This is a genomic window from Deltaproteobacteria bacterium, from assembly GCA_016208165.1.
In the GTDB taxonomy this organism is placed as follows: Bacteria; Desulfobacterota; Desulfarculia; order JACQYL01; family JACQYL01; genus JACQYL01.
In genome coordinates this window covers 1-19,142 of the sequence record JACQYL010000020.1, presented here as the reverse complement: position 1 = coordinate 19,142, position 19,142 = coordinate 1, and the positions used below count along the sequence as shown (strand labels likewise).

General features: G+C 56.8%; 13 protein-coding genes. 12 read left to right on the top strand and 1 reads right to left on the bottom strand.

Features of this window, described 5'->3' with window-relative positions:
* The first annotated feature begins 15 nt into the window (after positions 1 to 15).
* The 3 genes from HY788_03625 to HY788_03615 all read left to right on the top strand — a co-directional run bounded on the left by HY788_03625 (position 16) and on the right by HY788_03615 (position 2,985).
* Positions 16 to 843: a formate dehydrogenase accessory protein FdhE gene (locus tag HY788_03625; protein MBI4773265.1), complete on the top strand. Its 828-nt coding sequence runs from the start codon at positions 16 to 18 to the stop codon at positions 841 to 843.
* Between the two features lie 27 nt (positions 844 to 870).
* Positions 871 to 2,322 carry an aminotransferase class V-fold PLP-dependent enzyme gene (locus tag HY788_03620; GenBank protein ID MBI4773264.1) on the top strand — a complete coding sequence of 484 codons (1,452 nt, stop codon included), beginning with the start codon at positions 871 to 873 and terminating at the stop codon, positions 2,320 to 2,322.
* Between the two features lie 201 nt (positions 2,323 to 2,523).
* Entirely contained in the window at positions 2,524 to 2,985 is a 462-nt protein-coding gene (locus HY788_03615) for a flavodoxin family protein (GenBank protein ID MBI4773263.1), read from the top strand.
* 145 nt (positions 2,986 to 3,130) lie between these two features.
* Here HY788_03615 and HY788_03610 read toward each other — a convergent pair whose 3' ends face one another.
* A complete protein-coding gene (locus tag HY788_03610; GenBank protein MBI4773262.1) occupies positions 3,131 to 3,412 on the bottom strand; it encodes an integration host factor subunit beta in 282 nt (93 codons plus the stop codon).
* A gap of 641 nt (positions 3,413 to 4,053) precedes the next feature.
* On the opposite strand from HY788_03610, the gene HY788_03605 reads away from it, so the two are divergent.
* The 9 genes from HY788_03605 to HY788_03565 form a co-directional block, all read left to right on the top strand.
* On the top strand, positions 4,054 to 5,604 hold the full coding sequence (locus tag HY788_03605; GenBank protein ID MBI4773261.1) for a hypothetical protein: 1,551 nt from the start codon (positions 4,054 to 4,056) through the stop codon (positions 5,602 to 5,604).
* 430 nt (positions 5,605 to 6,034) lie between these two features.
* A complete protein-coding gene (locus HY788_03600; GenBank protein ID MBI4773260.1) occupies positions 6,035 to 7,603 on the top strand; it encodes a hypothetical protein in 1,569 nt (522 codons plus the stop codon).
* A 475-nt stretch (positions 7,604 to 8,078) separates the two neighbouring features.
* Positions 8,079 to 9,611: a hypothetical protein gene (locus HY788_03595; GenBank protein ID MBI4773259.1), complete on the top strand. Its 1,533-nt coding sequence runs from the start codon at positions 8,079 to 8,081 to the stop codon at positions 9,609 to 9,611.
* A 304-nt stretch (positions 9,612 to 9,915) separates the two neighbouring features.
* Positions 9,916 to 11,439, top strand: a complete 1,524-nt coding sequence (locus tag HY788_03590) for a hypothetical protein (protein MBI4773258.1) — start codon at positions 9,916 to 9,918, stop codon at positions 11,437 to 11,439.
* A 482-nt stretch (positions 11,440 to 11,921) separates the two neighbouring features.
* On the top strand, positions 11,922 to 13,838 hold the full coding sequence (locus tag HY788_03585; protein MBI4773257.1) for a tail fiber domain-containing protein: 1,917 nt from the start codon (positions 11,922 to 11,924) through the stop codon (positions 13,836 to 13,838).
* Between the two features lie 457 nt (positions 13,839 to 14,295).
* The gene (locus HY788_03580; GenBank protein MBI4773256.1) at positions 14,296 to 15,612 is read left to right on the top strand and encodes a hypothetical protein; all 1,317 of its coding nucleotides are present in this window, start codon (positions 14,296 to 14,298) and stop codon (positions 15,610 to 15,612) included.
* Positions 15,613 to 16,120: 508 nt separating this feature from the next.
* A complete protein-coding gene (locus HY788_03575) occupies positions 16,121 to 17,140 on the top strand; it encodes a hypothetical protein (protein MBI4773255.1) in 1,020 nt (339 codons plus the stop codon).
* Positions 17,133 to 17,588, top strand: a complete 456-nt coding sequence (locus HY788_03570) for a hypothetical protein (protein MBI4773254.1) — start codon at positions 17,133 to 17,135, stop codon at positions 17,586 to 17,588. The genes HY788_03575 and HY788_03570 overlap by 8 nt, the downstream gene beginning before the upstream one ends.
* 405 nt (positions 17,589 to 17,993) lie before the next feature.
* A partial coding sequence (locus HY788_03565) for a hypothetical protein (protein ID MBI4773253.1) occupies positions 17,994 to 19,142 on the top strand: 1,149 nt, incomplete at its 3' end.

Genomic DNA, 19,142 nt, shown 5'->3' with positions numbered 1-19,142 from the left:
CGAGGAACAGCCCCCATGACAAGCGAATGGCTTCATCACATCGACCGACTTATCTCTCAACGCCCTTTCTCGAAACAGATCCTGGAAGCGTATCGGGAGTTGGTCGTCCTCATGACCGAATCGGAGCCGCCGCCACCCCAAGTCGCTTTGGACGAAAAGCTGCGACCGATCCGGCGGACGCAAGGGTTTCCACTGTTCCAGAGGAGCGAACTTCCGGTAGATATCGAAGGATCCCGAAGGCTTCTGGAACGGTTCTTCGAGCACCTCTCCAATTCGTCCAGGTCCGATCGGGAGGCCATGGGAACAGCGCTCCTGAAAGCTCGGGAGCGCCCGGACGGGGCTGAACGGCTTCTTCGTTCTTTTCTGTCGGAAGACGTTCCGGGCATGGCTGTTTTTTGCGGTGAAACCGGGTTGGAGCTCAAGGTCGTCGAATTCCTGGCCATGAACGCTTTGAAGCCTTCCTTGATACAGTGCGGCCGGGCATACTCCAAGCATCCGGACCTGAAGCTTTGGGACCGGGGCTACTGTCCGCTTTGCGGATCTCAGCCCGCTATCTCGTCCATCGACAAGTCCGGGAAGCGAGCACTCCACTGTTCTCTCTGCGGAACGCAGTGGGGCTATCCCAGACTCAAATGCCCTTTCTGCGCCGAAGAAGAGCACTCCAAGCTCGGGTATTTCCGGGATGAGCGGTTGGAATACGTTCGGGTGGACTATTGCCACGGCTGCGAACGTTATGTTAAGGTAATAGACCTGCGTTCGGTCGAGGAACCGGCGCCCATGGAGCTGGAGAACCTGTCCACGATTTACCTCGATGTGCTGGCCGTGGAGCGGGGTTTCAGCTGAATCTTTGCATCCAGGCGGGCTTGATGAATGGACCCCGAGCATTTTAGAACATACGGCCACCAGGTCATTGACTGGGTTGCCGACTATCTGCAGCAGGTTGAACAATACCCGGTGCTTTCGAAGGTTGCGCCGGGTGAAATCCGCGCAAAGCTCCCGTCGGACCCGCCCCTTTCCGGCGAGTCCATGTCCGAAATCCTTCAGGATTTCAACGAGATTATCCTACCCGGCATCACGCATTGGAATCATCCCGGTTTTTTCGCCTATTTCCCGGCCAACAACAGCGGTCCCTCGATTTTGGCGGAACTACTTTCCGCCGGCCTGGGGGTTAACGCCATGCTTTGGCAAACCTCTCCGGCCGCCACGGAACTCGAAGAACTGGTGATGGAGTGGCTCCGAAAAATGCTGGAGCTTCCCCGAGACTTCCGGGGAGTAATTCAGGATACGGCCTCGACCGCCACCCTGTGCGCTCTCCTGTGCGCGCGGGAACGTGTTTCCGACTTCCGGATCAACGCTGAAGGATTTCAATCCTGGCCGGCCGAAACCCCTTTGCGCCTGTACACAAGCAGAGAAGCCCATTCCTCCGTCGAAAAGGGAGCCAAAATCGCGGGCTTCGGTTCTCATAACGTGGTGCCGATTTCCGTGGACGACCGCTACGCCATGGATCCTCGGGACCTCGAAGAGAACATCCGGAAGGACCTGGACCTGGGCTACATCCCGTGTTGTGTCACAGCCACGGTTGGAACCACGTCCTCCACCGCTCTGGATCCACTCGAACCCATCGGGGAAATATCGCATCGCTACGGCGCCTGGTTCCATGTTGACGCCGCCCTGGCGGGAAGCGCGGCCATCCTGCCGGAAAAAAGGTGGATCCTGGACGGAATCGAACGGGCGGATTCCTTTGTGTTTAATCCCCACAAATGGCTCTTCACCAACTTCGACTGCTCCGCTTTTTTCTGCAGGCGTCCGGAAATACTCACCAGAACGTTCTCCATTTTGCCCGAATATCTGAAGACCGATTTGGACCGGCAGGTCACCAACTTTCGGGACTGGGGAATTCAACTGGGCCGGCGATTTCGGGCCCTGAAACTCTGGTTCGTTCTCCGGCATTATGGGGTCGAGGGGCTGCGCGAACGGGTCCGTGAACATATAGCCCTGGCGCAACAGTTTAAAACATGGGTCGAAAACCATCCGTATTTCGAGCTGCTCGCTCCGGTCCCCCTGAATACGATCTGTTTCCGTTTTCATCCTGAAACCGCCCGAGACGCACGGATATCCGATGAAGAACTGGATGGACTGAATAAGAAACTCCTGGATGAAGTGAACCGGTCCGGCAGGATGTTCCTGACGCACACCAAGCTCTCGGACCGGTTCTGTCTGCGATTGTGCGTCGGGCAAACACAGACCCGTCAAAAACACGTGGAAGAGGCATGGCGGACCTTGTTGGAAAGCGATGTGGTCAGCAAACGAAACCGGCCTTGACCCGCATGGGTTCATCCGACATTATGCATGTGTAATGTAATGACGTACTATTGGTAATCCTGGGGAAGCGGAAAATGCGATAGAAGACCGCCTTTCACGTTTCCCCGGCGAGAGGAGCATCGTTTCCCCCTCCCGGGGATCGCCGACATCCCCGCATTACTCCTGAAAAAGGAACCTGCGCCCGGGTGATAGGCCTCGAAATTGTGCACTATTTTAATAGTTTACCATACTCAGACAGGAAACACACGGCTCATGGCGGAGGCGGTTGCCAAGGGGGCCCGGTGCATCGAACATGTCCGTGTGTCGTTAAAAAAGGCGATGGACGCGGGTGTCGACGATTTGCTCCACTGCCAAGGCATTGCCTTTGGCTCTCCGGAGTATTTCGGCTATATGGCGGGTATGATGAAGGATTTCTTCGACCGAACGTACGAGGCTGCTCGGGGGCGCAAAGAGATTTTCAAAAAACCGTACGTCGCATTCATTAGTGCGGGTAACGACGGCGCCGGGGCTCTGACGAGCATCGAGCGGATTTGCAGGGGATACCCGCTCCGGAAAGTGCAGGACCCTGTTATAGCCCGAGGGGTGATAAATCAAAAGATCCTGTCGGAATGCGAGACGCTTGGGAAAACCATCGCCGCCGGATGCGAAGCCGGAATCTATTAGGGCTCTTCGGTACCCCATCTGGAACGGGTCGCCGGCATGAAAACACCAGCCGACTTCTCTCGCCGAGAGCACAAGCGATCCGGCGTGCTATGGCGTCCGCCCTGCGATGAACAACCGCGGAATGCAAAAAGCGCGATCCGAACCCTCAGGAGTAGCTGTCGACCCGTTCCTTCAAGTCCTTGCCGGGTTTAAAAAAAGGAAGCCTTTTTTCCACCACTTGGATAGGGTCTCCGGTTTTCGGATTTCGTCCCACGTAACCATCGTATTCCTTTACTTTGAAGCTGCCGAAGCCCCTGATTTCAGCCCTTTCTCCTTTGACGAGCGCCTTTTCGATTCCGCCGAAAAACTGATTTACCACCGCCTCAGCCATCTGTATGGTCAATCCCTCTTCACGTGCGAGCTTCTCGACGAGTTGCGATTTGTTCATGTGCCCTCCCTTTCTATCGCGACAGTGCGTTCCCGCAAGGCGGGTTTCGTGCCGGAACCGATTGCTTAGGCGTTGTCATGATCTCAATGACCGAAAAGATCTCCGCTCGCGATCACCCGTACGCCCATTCCGACGAGATCTCAAACCTTACCGGGTCAATTTAAATGTTCCATTCCCCGAATGTCAATGGGATAAAGACATAATATACAAACTTTTTTTGGGATGTTAGGGGGGGCAATCGTCCATTTTGCGACATCGATCCTCCTTTTGTGAGGGATGGCGATAGGCAAAGGCTTGAGCAGAGGCTAAAGAAAAGGCTTGATCTCTGGAGATTTATTCGTTACGATATGCTGCATTTATTGCAGATTCTTGTTTGTCCGATAGCTGCAAGACCCTCCGGGGGGAGGGCCGATGGTGTAGTATAAAGTAAGTATTGCGCCCAAATCGAGGGGCGGCAAGAACGTGTTGAATACGGAATTTTCATCGAATTTAATATAAGAAGTGAAAAAGTGGAGAAGGGGGGTGTTAGGAGCAGATAGAGAGGCAAGGAAGGAGAAGGAGCCGTTCATATTGAAGTTTCGTCTGTTGTTGTGTTTCATGGTATGTTTGATCGAATGAAAAGAAGACTTGGGGAGGAAAACATGAGAAAAACCAAGGTTACGCTTATGGCGATAGCCGTGATGGCCGCCTGCCTAATGGGAGCCACGAGCTGGGCGCAGTTTGACAACGCTTCCGGCGCTTTCGGTTCCCCCGATCCCACCACGGGCTCCATGGTGATGGGTTGGTTTGACATCGACAAGAACGGCACGGACAACGTCCTGCCCCTGATTGTCAACATGTCTACAACGGATCTGGGATCCGCTGCGAGCAACACCTATCGCGTTCACCTCATCATCTGGGATGTGAACAGCAACCACGTATGGGATAAGAACCTCAAACTGTCTCCCTGGGACGTTTGGGCCGACGCCAGCATTCGCGACATCATCGAGAACACCATCGGTGACGGCATGGCTTCCGCTCAAAAAGCCCAGATCACCGAAACAGTAACGATCGACGGCGTGCAAGTCGAACGTTATCGCGGCTATTGGACCGCCACCACGGTTCTGGTTCCCGTGGGTTCGTCCAAACCGTATGAACTCAACTACCCCCATCTGTACGCCAACGTTCTCGGCGGTTGGGTCTACGTGGTGGATCTGCTGGACGGCCGCACCGACGGTTATACCATGGTGTCCGTGGAAAGCGCCGAGCTGTGGGCCGGAAGCATGGAACTGGCTTTCATGCTGTCATTCTCCGCCGACTTCTGGAACCGTCCCTGGTGGTGGATCGATTATACGTATAATTTCGGCGTGGTCGGCAATATTACGGGCCCCTACGCTTCGTGGCTCTGGAATTGCAGTCAGGACGAGATCTTCTTCTCACCCGACTTCGGATGGGCCGGCAATGTGTACGAACGGTTCGATGCAACGGCGTGCTTGAACGCCTCTCTGTTAACCACGGGCAAGGCCGTGACCAGCGACGATACCTGGCTGGCCCGTAATCCCTCCTGCGCCGAGTTGCCCTATGACGGCGGCGAAGCCTTTATAGACGAAGATCGCGGCGGCATGATGCTGTTCGGACGTTTCTTCCGCAATCCTTCCGGCGGCGCCATCTCGAACTTCAACAACCGCCTGGTCCTCTGGATGGACACCAATTCCACGGGCCGGAGCGTAGTACTCGTAGTGTGTGACGAAGCCGAAAACTGCCATTCCTTCCCCTTGCTCGTTCCGGACGAACTGAACATCCACCGGTTGGATGAGGTAGTGGCGGACGTGCTGGCCGGTTTCATTTACTTCCACACACGCCAGATCGAAAATCCGGGCGCCAAACAGCGCATGATCGCCTACTGGAGAAGCGTAGCCGATTCCGGAGTAGCGCCCGCGGATTCGGATCTGTATAACTGTATCGCCAACGGCATCGTGAACTTCCTGCCCGTCAACGTGAACTGCAACGACGCAGGACTCCAGAACACCGTGCCTTTCGGCAACGCCCTGCAGATTCTGGGTTGGACCACCAACGAAGGTCTGGGTACCGCGCAAGAGAGCTGGGGAGCCATCTTCCCGCTGATCCGCAAGTGCATCCTCGGCGATCCGTCTACGCTGGAAGTATTGGATGCAGTGCCCATTCCGTTCTTCTTTGACAACATTCTTAATTAAACGAATTGACGGGGGACCCTTTCGGGCTCCTCCGGCGACAGCTTGAAAACCGGGGAAATCTCCAAACGGGGATTTCCCCGGTCCATTTTGTGTATCCCAACATCCCGCATCCTTCCTCGAAAGATGTCCGGACTCCGCCGCGGCCGGATCCGCTTTACAGGGAACTCCATCCGATCCCCAGACCTTTCGCTTCGCGAACGTATCCTTTGGCAAAACCATTTAGTCTATTGTTAGATGTGTGGAACCTTTCGATATCGGGTGATTAGACTTGAACCGTGTAGGAAAATTTTGTTATACTATCTTAATGAGTAAACGGCCTCTATGCGGTATCCCATCGGCACAAGAGCGCCGGCTCTCAGCGTGAACATCGTTTGTTGGTGTTCGTCGATGGTTGTTTGACACGCGATAGAAAGGAGATGAGGGGGAAGGTATGAACAAAATCAGGGTTATGTTCGCTGTGATGGCCGTCGTGGCGGCCTGCTTAATGGCCACCCAGAGTTGGGCCCAGCCCATGGTGCTCGACTCATTCCTCGATGTACGCCGGGCTTCCGGCGCCTTCGGTTCTCCGGATCCCACCACCGGCTCCATGGTAATGGGGTGGTTCGACATTGACAAGAACGGGACGGACAATGTGCTGCCCGTCATCGTAAACATGTCGACCACGGATCTGGGAACAGCCGCTGCCGGTGAGACCGGCTCCTATCGGGTGCATCTGATCATCTGGGACGTAAACAGCAACCACGTGTGGGACAAGAACCTCCAACTCTCGCCGTGGGACGTGTGGGGCGACGCCAGCATTCGCGACATCATCGAAAATACCATTGGCGACGGCATGGCTTCCGCTCAACGAGCCCAGGTTACAGAAACCGTGACCATCGACGGCGTTCAGGTCGAGCGCTACCGCGGCTATTGGACCGCTACGGCCGTCTACGCGCCGGTGGGTTCCTCGAAACCGTATGAACTCAACTATCCGCATGCCTTCCTGAACGTACTGGGCGGCTGGGTCTACGTGGTGGATCTCCTTGACGGCCGCACCGACGGTTATGCCATGGTGTCCGTGGAAAGCGCCGTCCTGGCGGCCAACAGCATGGAATTGGCGTTCATGCTCTCCTTTTCCGCCGACTTCTGGAACCGTCCGTGGTGGTGGTGGAATGAGTTGGAAGACCCGTTCAATCCTCTTGTCAACATTCCGGGTCCCTACCTGTCCGTTCTGTGGGATTGCAGTCAAGACGAGTTCTTTGGCGGTCCGACGTTCCCTGTGGTCTACGAACGATTCGACGCCGCGGCCTGTTTGAACGTGTCGCTCCTAACCACGGGCAAGGCCGTGACCAGCGACGACACCTGGCTGGCCCGGAATCCCTCCTGCGACCAATTGCCCTATGACGGCGGCGAAGGATTTATCGACGAAGACCGCGGCGGCATGATGCTGTTCGGCCGCTTTTTCCGCAATCCTTCCGGCGGCGCCATCTCCAATTTCAACAACCGACTGGTGCTCTGGATGGACACCAACTCCACGGGACGCAGCGTGGTGCTCGTGGTATGCGACGAAGACGAGGGGTGCCACTCGTTCCCCCTGATCGTTCCCGACGAGTTGAACATCCACCGGTTGGATGAAGTGGTGGCCGACGTACTGGCCGGATTTATCTACTTCCACACCCGTCAGATCGAGAATCCGGGCGCCAAACAGCGCATGATCGCCTACTGGAGAAGCGTGGCCGATTCCGGAGTAGCGCCTGTGGATTCGGATCTGTATAACTGCGTTGCCAACGGCATCGTGAACTTCCTGCCCGTCAACGTAAACTGCGGCGACGCAGGACTCCAGAACACCGTGCCCTTCGGCAATGCGCTTCAGATCCTGGGTTGGACGACCAACGAAGGTCTGGGTACCGCGCAAGAGAGCTGGGGAGCCATCTTCCCGCTGATCCGCAAGTGCATTCTCGGCGATCCGGCGACCCTTGAAGTCCTGGACGCCGTGCCTTATCTGTTGCCGACCACGTAGACGGACTCATCCGTTTGGCCGGGGAAATCCCCGATCGGAGATTTCCCCGGTCCCTTTTTGCCTTCTCGGGATACCGCGGACCGGACCGCTCTCCAGGCACGTCCTATTCCCTCCTACACTCGCATCGCATCTTGGGATTATCCGAAATCCGTGAGCCATGCACCGAAACCCCGCTTAATGCCACAAACCCGGAGGGCGCGAAGTCCGGGAGTCAGGACCCTGTTTCCGCCCTCCCAATATGGTGTTTTCCGAGCGACCTCGTTTCAGTCGCAACAGAGATGAAGTGGCTGGATTCTTGTCCAATTTGGACTTGCTTTATCCGTATTTTTTTTGTTACACTTGGTGCCATTTAAGGGTACAAGAAAAGTAGGCTTTATCCGACGCCTCTTGGCGCGTCGGGTTGCAGGTAGTGAGGAGAACGTCGTGTTTCTCGTTAACCTTCTGTTTTCTTAGAAAGGAGATGTGGGAGGAAGTTATGAAGAAAACCAAGCTTATGTTCGTAGCCATGGCTATAGCAGCCATCTGTGCAATCGGAACCGCTGGCTGGGCCCAAGTCTTTGATGACGCCAACGGCGCATTTGGTTCCCCGGACCCCACCACCGGTTCCATGGTGATGGGCTGGTTTGATATTTCCGTTGGCGGAACGGACAACGTGCTGCCCCTCATCGTGAACATGTCCACCACGGACTTGGGAGCGGCCCCAGGGAACCCCTATCGTCTGCACGTCATCATTTGGGATGTGAACAGCAACCACGTGTGGGACAAGAACATCCAGCTCTCGCCATGGGACGTGTGGTCCGACGACAGTATCCGCGATATCATCGAGAATACCATCGGTGACGGTATGGCTTCCGCTCAACGAGCTCAGATTACGGAAACGGTAACCATCGACGGCGTCCAGGTCCAACGCTATCGCGGTTACTGGACGGCCACGACGGTTGCCATACCCGTCGGATCCTCCAAACCGTTTGAGGTGAACTATCCGCATTTGTACGCCAATATTCTCGGCGGCTGGGTCTATGTGGTGGATCTGGCCGACGGGCGCACGGACGGGTACGCCATGGTGGCCGTGGAAAGCGCGATTCTGTGGGCCAACAGCATGGAGCTGGCGTTCATGCTCTCCTTTTCCGCCGATTTCTGGAATCGTCCCTGGTGGTGGTGGGATTACTCCGCCCCCTATGGGACCATCACCGGTAATATCACCGGTCCGTACGACTCCTGGCTCTGGGACTGCAGTCAGGACGAGGTGTTTTTCTCGCCCATTGAAGGCATTGACGGTACGGTGTACGAACGATTCGACGCCGCGGCGTGTCTGAACGCGTCCCTTTTGTCCACCGGCAAGGCCGTAACCAGCGACGATACCTGGCTGGCCCGAAATCCTTCCTGTGACCAACTGCCCTATGACGGCGGCGAAGCCTTTATAGACGAAGAGCGCGGCGGCATGATGCTGTTCGGCCGCTTCTTCCGCAATCCCACCGGCGGCGCCATCTCCAATTTCAACAACCGCCTGGTGCTCTGGATGGACACCAATTCCACCGGTCGAAGCGTGGTTCTGGTGGTATGCGACGAGGACGAAGGCTGCCATTCCTTTCCGTTGCTCGTTCCGGACGAGCTGAACATCTACCGGTTGGATGAAGTAGTGGCCGACATACTGGCGGGCTTTGTCTACTTCCACACCCGTCAGATCGAAAATCCGGGCGCCAAGCAGCGCATGATCGCCTACTGGAGAAGTGTGGCCACGGCCAATTCGGCCCTGTATAGCTGCGCCGCCAATACCATTGCGAACTTCCTGCCCGTGAGCGTGAACTGCTCGGACGTAGGGCTCCAGAACACGGTGCCTTTCGGTAATGCCTTGCAGATTCTGGGCTGGACCACCAACGAAGGTCTGGGCGCCGCGCAAGAGAGCTGGGGAGCCATCTTCCCGTTGCTCCGCAAATGCATCCTCGGCGATCCGGCCACGTTGGAAGTGCTGGACTCTGCTCCTGCCTTCTTTGGGTTCTTCGATTGATTTGAATCGCAAGGGTTTCATCACAACCCTTACGATCCCACACGCATAGCAAAAGAGAGCCTCCCTCCGGGGGGCTCTCTCTTCTTCTCTCCCTGAAACGACCGCACACTCGGGGACCATCTTTCCTCGATGCGTTTTTACTTGAAGGCGGGGAATGAACCCGCTAAAGTTGCACGATGCCGGGGCCCCCTTTTCTCGGCGTCCTTGCCGGGTGAGACCGATCACGTCGGTCAGGGGGAGGAATGTCGTTCACCTGTATGAATTGCCGAGTTAGACTGAAGAAAGGAGATTTGGGGAGAAAGCTATGAAAAAGACCAAGTGTATGTTCGCAACAACGGCCATCCTGCTCGCCTGCGCGATGGCAACCGTAAGCTGGGCCCAGTTTGATTATGCTACAGGCTCGTACGGTACTCCCGATCCCACCACCGGGTCCATGGTCATGGGCTGGTTCGACATCGACGTGGACGGCACGGACAATGTGCTGCCCGTCATCGTGAACATGTCCACCACGGATCTGGGAGCGGCCCCCGGGAACCCCTATCGCGTGCACCTCATCATCTGGGACGTGAACAGCAACCACGTCTGGGACAAGAATCTCCAGCTCTCGCCGTGGGACGTGTGGAGTGACGCCAGCATCCGCGACATCATCGAGAATACCATCGGTGACGGTATGGCTTCCGCTCAACGAGCCCAGATCACGGAAACCGTGACCGTCGACGGCGTCCAGGTCCAGCGCTATCGCGGTTACTGGACCGCCACGGGAGTATCGGTCCCCGTAGGATCGTCCAAACCTTACGAGATGAACTACCCCCACCTCTATGCCAACATTCTTGGCGGCTGGGTCTATGTGGTCGATCTGCTGGACGGGCGTACGGACGGCTACGCCATGGTGTCCGTGGAAACCGACGAGCTGTGGGCCGGAAGCATCGAACTGGCGTTTATGCTGTCTTTTTCCGCCGATTTCTGGAACCGCCCCTGGTGGTGGTGGGATTTTACCGCTGCCCCCGACGCGATCACGGGAAATATCACCGGACCATATGTCGGCTTCTTGTGGGACTGCAGCCAGGACGAGTTCTTTTTCGAACCCATTTTTGATGTCAATGGGAACTTTTATGAACGGTTCGACGCTACGGCCTGCCTGAACGCGTCGCTTCTGTCCACCGGCAAGGCCGTTACCAGCGACGATACCTGGCTGGCCCGGAATCCATCCTGTGACCAGCTCCCCTATGACGGCGGCGAAGCCTTTATAGACGAAGACCGCGGCGGCATGATGCTCTTCGGTCGTTTCTTCCGAAACCCGTCAGGTGGAGCCATATCCAGCTTCAACAACCGCCTGGTGCTCTGGATGGACACCAATTCGACGGGCCGGAGCGTGGTTCTGGTGGTGTGCGACGAGGACGAAGGCTGCCACTCCTTTCCGTTGCTCGTTCCGGACGAGCTGAACATCCACCGGTTGGATGAGGTGGTGGCCGATGTACTGGCGGGCTTTGTCTATTTCCACACCCGTCAGATCGAAAATCCGGGCGCCAAGCAGCGCATGATCACCTATTGGAGAAGCGTGGTCACGGCCAATTCGGCTCTGTATAACTGCGCCGCCAACACCATTGCGAACTTCCTGCCCGTCAACGTAAACTGCTCGGACCCGGGACTTCAGAACACGACGCCTTTCGGCAATGCGCTTCAGATTCTGGGCTGGACCACCAACGAAGGTCTGGGAACGGCTGCCGAGAGCTGGGGAGCCATCTTCCCGTTGATCCGGAAGTGCATCCTGGGCGATCCGTCCACCCTCGAGGTATTGGACGCCAGACCTTGGCTGTTTCCTGAATGAGTATGACGACTGAGTTCGACTGGATCCATGCGGGCGCAATAAGGGCCGCATGACTCGATCTTAATCCATCGCCGGGGAAACCTTTATTTAGGGGTTTCCCCGGTTTTTCTATTTCGTTGTATCCGCCTTGGCGCGAGGATCGCCAAGGAAGCCATCGAGACTCCTTTTCTCCCCCCATGCACGGTATTCTTGCGGCCCATGGATCGATGCGCCGGCGGATAGGATGATTCGAATCCCATACACCATTCCTGCAACAGCCCTCTCGGCCCGAGCCTTCCCCCTACACACACGCACAAGATGTGCGATTTGTCGTACAATTCGCGCTTGATTTTCCAAGGCGTCGCCGGGTATACTTTGATAAGTGAGGATAAGTGGCTGCGGGGACCTCTCAGGGGTTTGTCCTGCCTTAGACAAGCCCGAGCATGGAGGTGCACCGCACATCATCCTAGTTTCAGGCAACCGAATGGGAGGGGGAAGAGCCTATGAAACCGATGAAGCTTTCGCTCATGGTCATCTTCGTTTTGGCCGTTTGCGCACCGGCATCGACAAGCTCGGCCTATGTGCTGGCGTCGGGCGCGTTCGGCTCGCCGGATCCCACCACGGGGTCCATGGTAATGGGCTGGTTCGACATTGGCAAAAACGGGACGGAGAACGTACTGCCCATCATCGTGAACATGTCCACGCAGGATCTCGGGACCGCGCCCGCGAACCCATACCGGGTGCATATTATTATCTGGGACGTCAACAGCAACCACGTATGGGATAAGAACATTCAGCTTTCTCCCTGGGACGTATGGACCGACGCCAGCATCCGCGACATCATCGAGAATACCATCGGTGACGGTATGGCCTCCGCCCAGCGAGCCCAGATCACCGAGAAGGTAACCATCGAGGGAGTTGAAGTCGAACGCTACCGCGGCTACTGGACCGCCACCGTGGTCCTTTCTCCCGTAGGATCCTCCAAACCGTTCGAACTGAACTACCCCCATGCGTACCTGAACGTGCTCGGCGGGTGGGTCTACGTGGTGGATCTTCCTCTCGGCGTAACGGACGGCTACGCCATGGTGTCCGTCGAAAGCTCGATCCTGGCGGCCAACACGATGGAGACGGCCTTCATGCTCTCCTTCTCCGCCGATTTCTGGAATCGACCCTGGTGGTGGATCGGAACCACTTACGGCATTGGCGACCTTACGGGCAACACGATAGGAGCATATTTTTCCGCTCTTTGGGATTGCGCCCAGGACGAGGTCTTTTTCGCGCCATCCCCCTTTCAGGACACGATTTTCGTTGAGGTCGGAAACGTGTACGAACGGTTCGACGCCACGGCCTGTTTGAATGCCTCGCTGTTGAGCACGGGCAAGGCCGTGACCAGCGACGATACCTGGCTGGCCCGCAATCCTTCGTGTGACCAGCTGCCCTATGATGGCGGCGAAGCATTTATTGACGAAGACCGCGGCGGCATGATGCTCTTCGGACGTTTCTTCCGCAATCCCACCGGCGGCGCCATATCCAATTTCAACAACCGCCTGGTCCTCTGGATGGACACCAACTCGACCGGCCGCAGCGTGATCCTCGTGGTGTGCGACGAAGAGGAAGGGTGTCACTCCTTTCCCTTGATCGTGCCGGACGAGTTGAACATTCATCGGCTGGATGAAGTCGTGGGCGACGTACTCGCGGGGTTTGTGTACTTCCATACGCGTCAGATCGAGAACCCGGGCGCCAAGCAGCGCATGATCTCCTACTGGAGAAGCGTGGCCGATTCCGGAGTAGCGCCTGCGGATTCGGATCTGTATAATTGTGTCGTCAACGGAATCCTGAACTTCCTGCCCGTCAACGTGAACTGCAACGACGCTGGAGGCCAGAACAGCGTGCCTTTTGGCAACGCCCTCCAGATTCTGGGCTGGACCACCAATGAGGGTGTGGGTACCGCTGCCGAAACCTGGGGCGCCATCTTCCCCATGGTCCGCAAATGTATCCTGGGCGATCCCACCACCCTCGAGGTGTTGGACTCCGTGTATGACGCCGATATCGATCAGCTGTTTTATTTCCTCAGGCATATTCCGGACGTAATCGTCATCAGCGACCGAAATATGAAAGAGAATTTCGGAAACGTGGAAAGTGGAGACGTGCTGGCCAGGGTGGCCGATTTGCCCATCAGCACATGGAACTACAAACAAGACAGCACCGGATACAGGCATATGGGACCCATGGCCCAGGATTTTCATGCGGCCTTCGGCCTGGGCGACGATCGGACCATCCACGCTGTGGACGCCGGCGGCGTGGCATTTGCCGCTATCCAGGAACTCAACCGAAAGCTGGACGCACAGACCGCCCGCATCGAGGAGTTGGAAAAGACCAACAGGGAGCTTCAAGAAAAGCTCGAGCTGCTGAAAAAGTAATCGGACGCACTGACAGACAGAAAGCCAGACAAGCACCGGGCCCTCGAAAGGGCCCGGCGTCTTTTCACATCCCCGGAGCCGGGGATACCGTCAGGGCTTCATGGCGAACCGCACGCCTTTGATGCGCCTGCCCAAGAGTTCGGAAGGACGGACGAATCAATCATGCGGACCCATTCGATGTACGAGGAAGTTCTGAACATGTCCGGCGGTCATTCAGTTTATCCCCACGAGGCCCTCCCCGAGATAGGGCTTTCGAGTCTTCTTCGCCCGAGTCATTTTTGCCTTGCATAGAGTGGAAGAAAATGCGTAGAATACACAAGTTTGGAGATGGCCTCCAAACGGGGCGGTCTGCAAGGAATGTATCCGGCATCTGACCCGCCCGGACCCGGAGGTCGAGGTTGACAGTGGGGTCACCCGTCCGCCCGGATTACAGGAAAGGACATTTGGGGAGGTAGTTATGAAAAAGAAGGTTGCGTTTTGGGTCATCGCCGTGATGGCCGCTTTCAGTATGGGGGCTACGAGCTGGGCTGGTTCCGGGGCTTTCGGTTCGCCGGATCCCACGACCGGTTCCATGGTGATGGGCTGGTTTGACATTGACAAGAACGGCACGGACAACGTGCTGCCCCTCATCGTCAATATGTCCACCACAAATTTGAGTGGAAGCACGGGTTGGCGTGTACACCTCATCATCTGGGACGTGAACAGCAACCACGTGTGGGACAAGAACCTCGAGCTCACTCCGTGGGACGTGTGGGGCGACGCCAGTATCCGGGACATCATCGAAAATACCATCGGTGACGGCATGGCTTCAGCTCAAAGAGCCCAGATCACGGAAAAAGTGACCATCGACGGCGTGGAAGTCGAGCGTTATCGCGGCTACTGGACCGCTACCACGGTCGTGACTCCGGTGGGATCCTCCAAGCCGTATGAACTGAATTATCCTCACGCCTATCTGAACGTACTCGGCGGCTGGGTCTACGTAGTGGATTTGTTGGACGGCCGTACGGACGGTTACGCCATGGTGTCCGTGGAATCCGACTTCCTGCTTGCCGGCAGCATCGAACTGGCGTTCATGCTCTCCTTTTCCGCCGACTTCTGGAACCGTCCCTGGTGGTGGCTGGATCCGACGTATAATTTCGGAGATCTGACGGGCAACATCACGGGTCCCTATGTCTCCTTGCTCTGGAACTGCAGCCAGGACGAACCGTTTGGCCAGGAACAATTTACCTTCGGTTTTGTCTACGAACGTTTCGATGCGACGGCCTGTCTGAACGTATCTCTTTTGACCACGGGTAAGGCCGTGACCAGTGACGATACCTGGCTGGCCCGCAATCCCTCTTGCTCCGAGTTGCCCTATGACGGCGGCGAAGCCTTTATAGACGAAGACCGCGGCGGCATGATGCTGTTCGGACGTTTCTTCCGTAATCCTTCCGGCGGCGCCATATCGAACTTCAACAACCGCCTGGTCCTCTGGATGGACACCAACTCCACGGGCCGGAGCGTTGTACTCGTAGTATGCGATGAAGACGAAGGCTGCCACTCTTTCCCCTTGCTCGTTCCGGACGAGCTGAACATCCACCGGTTGGATGAGGTAGTGGCCGACGTGCTGGCCGGCTTCATTTACTTCCATACCCGCCAGATCGAAAATCCGGGCGCCAAGCAGCGCATGATCGCAACACCGTGCCTTTCGGCAACGCCCTGCAGATTCTGGGTTGGACCACCAACGAAGGTCTGGGTACCGCGCAAGAGAGCTGGGGAGCCATCTTCCCGTTGATCCGCAAGTGCATCCTGGGCGATCCCTCCACCCTCGAGGTGTTGGACGCCGAACCGATCCTGTTCTTGCAGCAAATGTTTTAATGCACGCCACGGCCTAGCCCGTTCCCGAACCGGGACACGGGTTGTGCCTTCGAGATTAAATCTCAGTTTAGACATGACGGAAAGCCTCCCGAGGGAGGCTTTCCGTTCTCCTCGATCCCTGTCTGAAAAGCCGCATGGCAACCGTTGACATCCGGCGATGCGGCCGGTTTGCTGCGATAGCCTCACCAAGGGGGCCTAACCTCCTTACGCTTCCGCCCCGTCTTCAGGGCGAAGACGTATCCTCCGCGTATTTCTCGCTTGCACTGTGCAAAAAAAATTTGCTAAAATTTTGTTCAATCCATTTTTTTGGACCGAGCCCCTCTTGAGTGTTCGGCCCGCATCACTTCACCGGCCCTCGAGGCCAATGTCGTTTCTTTGCAGTCCGTCCGTGTGAACTTTTAGAAAGGAGAGGTGGGGAGGAAGTTATGAAGAAAACCAAGATCATGTTTGTTGCTATGGTCCTCGCGGCGGTTTGCGCAGTGGGAACCACTGCCTGGGCCCAGCCGTTTGTTACTACACACGGCGCTTTTGGCTCTCCCGACCCTGTCACCGGTTCCATGGTGATGGGATGGTTCGACATTGACAAGAACGGCACGGACAACGTGCTGCCCCTCATTGTCAACATGTCCACGACCGACCTTGGAGCGGCCCCGGGAAACTCGTATCGCGTTCACCTCATCATCTGGGACGTGAACAGCAACCACGTGTGGGACAAGAACCTCCAGCTTTCGCCGTGGGACGTTTGGGCCGACGCCAGCATCCGCGACATTATCGAGAACACGATCGGTGACGGCATGGCTTCCGCTCAGAGATCTCAGATTACGGAAAAAGTGACCATAGACGGCGTCGAAGTCGAGCGCTATCGCGGCTATTGGACCGCTACGGTGGTTTGGACCCCCGTCGGCTCATCCAAGCCGTACGAACTGAACTATCCCCATGCGTATCTGAACATTCTCGGCGGATGGGTCTATGTGGTGGATCTGCTGGACGGTCGTACGGACGGTTACGCCATGGTGTCCGTGGAAACCGCCGAGCTTTGGGCCAACAGCATGGAACTGGCGTTCATGCTCTCTTTTTCCGCCGATTTCTGGAACCGGCCGTGGTGGTGGTTGAATTTCTTCGTACCTCCGGCCAATCCGGCTCCCAATATTCCCGGTCCCTATGTTTCAATTCTCTGGGATTGCAGCCAGGACGAGTTTCTCACCACGACGGATTTCCCGCCTGTTTACGAACGTTTCGATGCTTCCGCCTGTCTGAACGTATCGCTGCTGAGTACGGGCAAAGCCGTGACCAGCGACGACACCTGGCTCGCCCGAAATCCTTCCTGCGACGAGCTGCCCTATGACGGAGGCGAGGGATTCATCGACGAGGATCGCGGCGGCATGATGCTGTTCGGTCGTTTCTTCCGCAATCCCACCGGCGGCGCCATCTCTAATTGTGTGTGACGAGGACGAAGGCTGCCATTCCTTCCCCCTGCTCGTACCGGACGAGCTGAACATCCACCGGCTGGATGAAGTGGTGGCCGACGTACTGGCCGGCTTTATCTACTTCCATACCCGTCAGATCGAAAATCCCGGCGCCAAGCAGCGTATGATCGCCTACTGGAGAAGCGTGGTCACGGCCAATTCGGCCCTGTATAACTGCGCCGCCAACACCATTGCGAACTTCCTGCCCGTCAACGCGAACTGCTCGGACCCGGGGCTTCAGAACACGGTTCCTTTCGGCAATGCGTTGCAGATTCTGGGCTGGACCACCAACGAAGGTCTGGGTACCGCGCAAGAAAGCTGGGGAGCCATCTTCCCGCTGATCCGGAAATGCATTCTGGGCGATCCGGCCACCCTCGAGGTGTTGGATGCGGTGCCAAGGATCGATAGATTGCCCGCCGACGAATAGGCTGGAATTCTGACCGAAAAGGGTGCTGAGCCTTTAGAACCCAACAGAAAGTCTCCCCAGGGAGACTTTCTGTTTCCCATTCGGGGTTTGAGGACGGCCGGCGAGAGTTGGGGAGCCAGTTCCCCGTTGATCCGCAAATGCATTCTCGGCGACCCGGCCACTCTCGAGGCGTTGGGTGCCGAGTTCGGATATTTTTAGCAGTTCCTTTACCGTAGTATGAATGAGCAGGGAAGCCTCCACATGCAGGCTTGTCCCTTGCAGTTTTACCCTGCTTTGGGGACTGAATGCACGTAGCCGTTCAGGCGCCCCTTTGGCAGGGCTTGGTGGCCCGGCCCCCGAGGCCAAGGTTGTTGTTTGATCATTCATCCGTCTGAACTTCGAGAAAGGAGACTTAGGGTGGTGGTTATGAAAAACATCAAGAAGACGCTCACGGTCGTCGCATTACTGGCCTCATTCGCCATGGGGGCTAACCATTGTGCCGATGCCTACGGAGGCCTTGCCTCTGGCGCCTTCGGCTCTCCCGACCCCACCACCGGCTCTATGGTGATGGGGTGGTTCGACATCGATAAGAACGGAACGGACAACGTGCTGCCCCTCATTGTCAACATGTCCACGACCGACCTTGGAGCGGACCCGGGTAACTCGTATCGCGTTCACCTCATCATCTGGGACGTGAACAGCAACCACGTGTGGGACAAGAACCTCCAGCTTTCGCCCTGGGACGTGTGGTCCGACGCCAGCATCCGGGACATTATCGAGAACACGATCGGTGACGGCATGGCTTCCGCTCAGAGATCTCAGATTACGGAAAAAGTGACCGTCGACGGCGTCGAAGTCGAGCGCTATCGCGGTTATTGGACCGCTACCGTGGTTTGGACCCCCGTCGGCTCATCCAAGCCGTACGAACTGAACTATCCCCATGCGTATCTGAACGTTTTGGGCGGTTGGGTCTATGTAGTGGATCTGCTGGACGGCCGCACGGACGGCTACGCCATGGTGTCCGTGGAAAGCGCCTATTTAGAGGCCAACAGCATGGAACTGGCCTTCATGCTCTCCTTTTCCGCCGATTTCTGGAACCGGCCCTGGTGGTGGTTGTATTTTTTTGGACACCCGTCCGATCCTGCTCCTAATGTCGCCGGTCCTTATACCTCATTGCTTTGGGACTGCAGCCAGGACGAGTTCTTAGAAGGACTTGTGTACGAACGATTCGACGCTACGGCCTGTTTGAACGCGTCCCTGTTGACTACCGGCAAGGCCGTGACCAGCGACGATAGCTGGCTGGGTAGGAATCCGTCATGTGACCAACTGCCCTACGACGGCGGCGAAGGTTTTATTGACGAGGATCGCGGCGGCATGATGCTGTTCGGTCGTTTCTTCCGCAATCCCACCGGCGGCGCCATCTCTAATTTTAACAACCGCCTGGTGCTCTGGATGGACACCAACTCGACGGGCCGGAGCGTAGTGCTCGTGGTGTGTGACGAGGACGAAGGCTGCCATTCCTTCCCCCTGCTCGTACCGGACGAGCTGAACATCCACCGGCTGGATGAAGTGGTG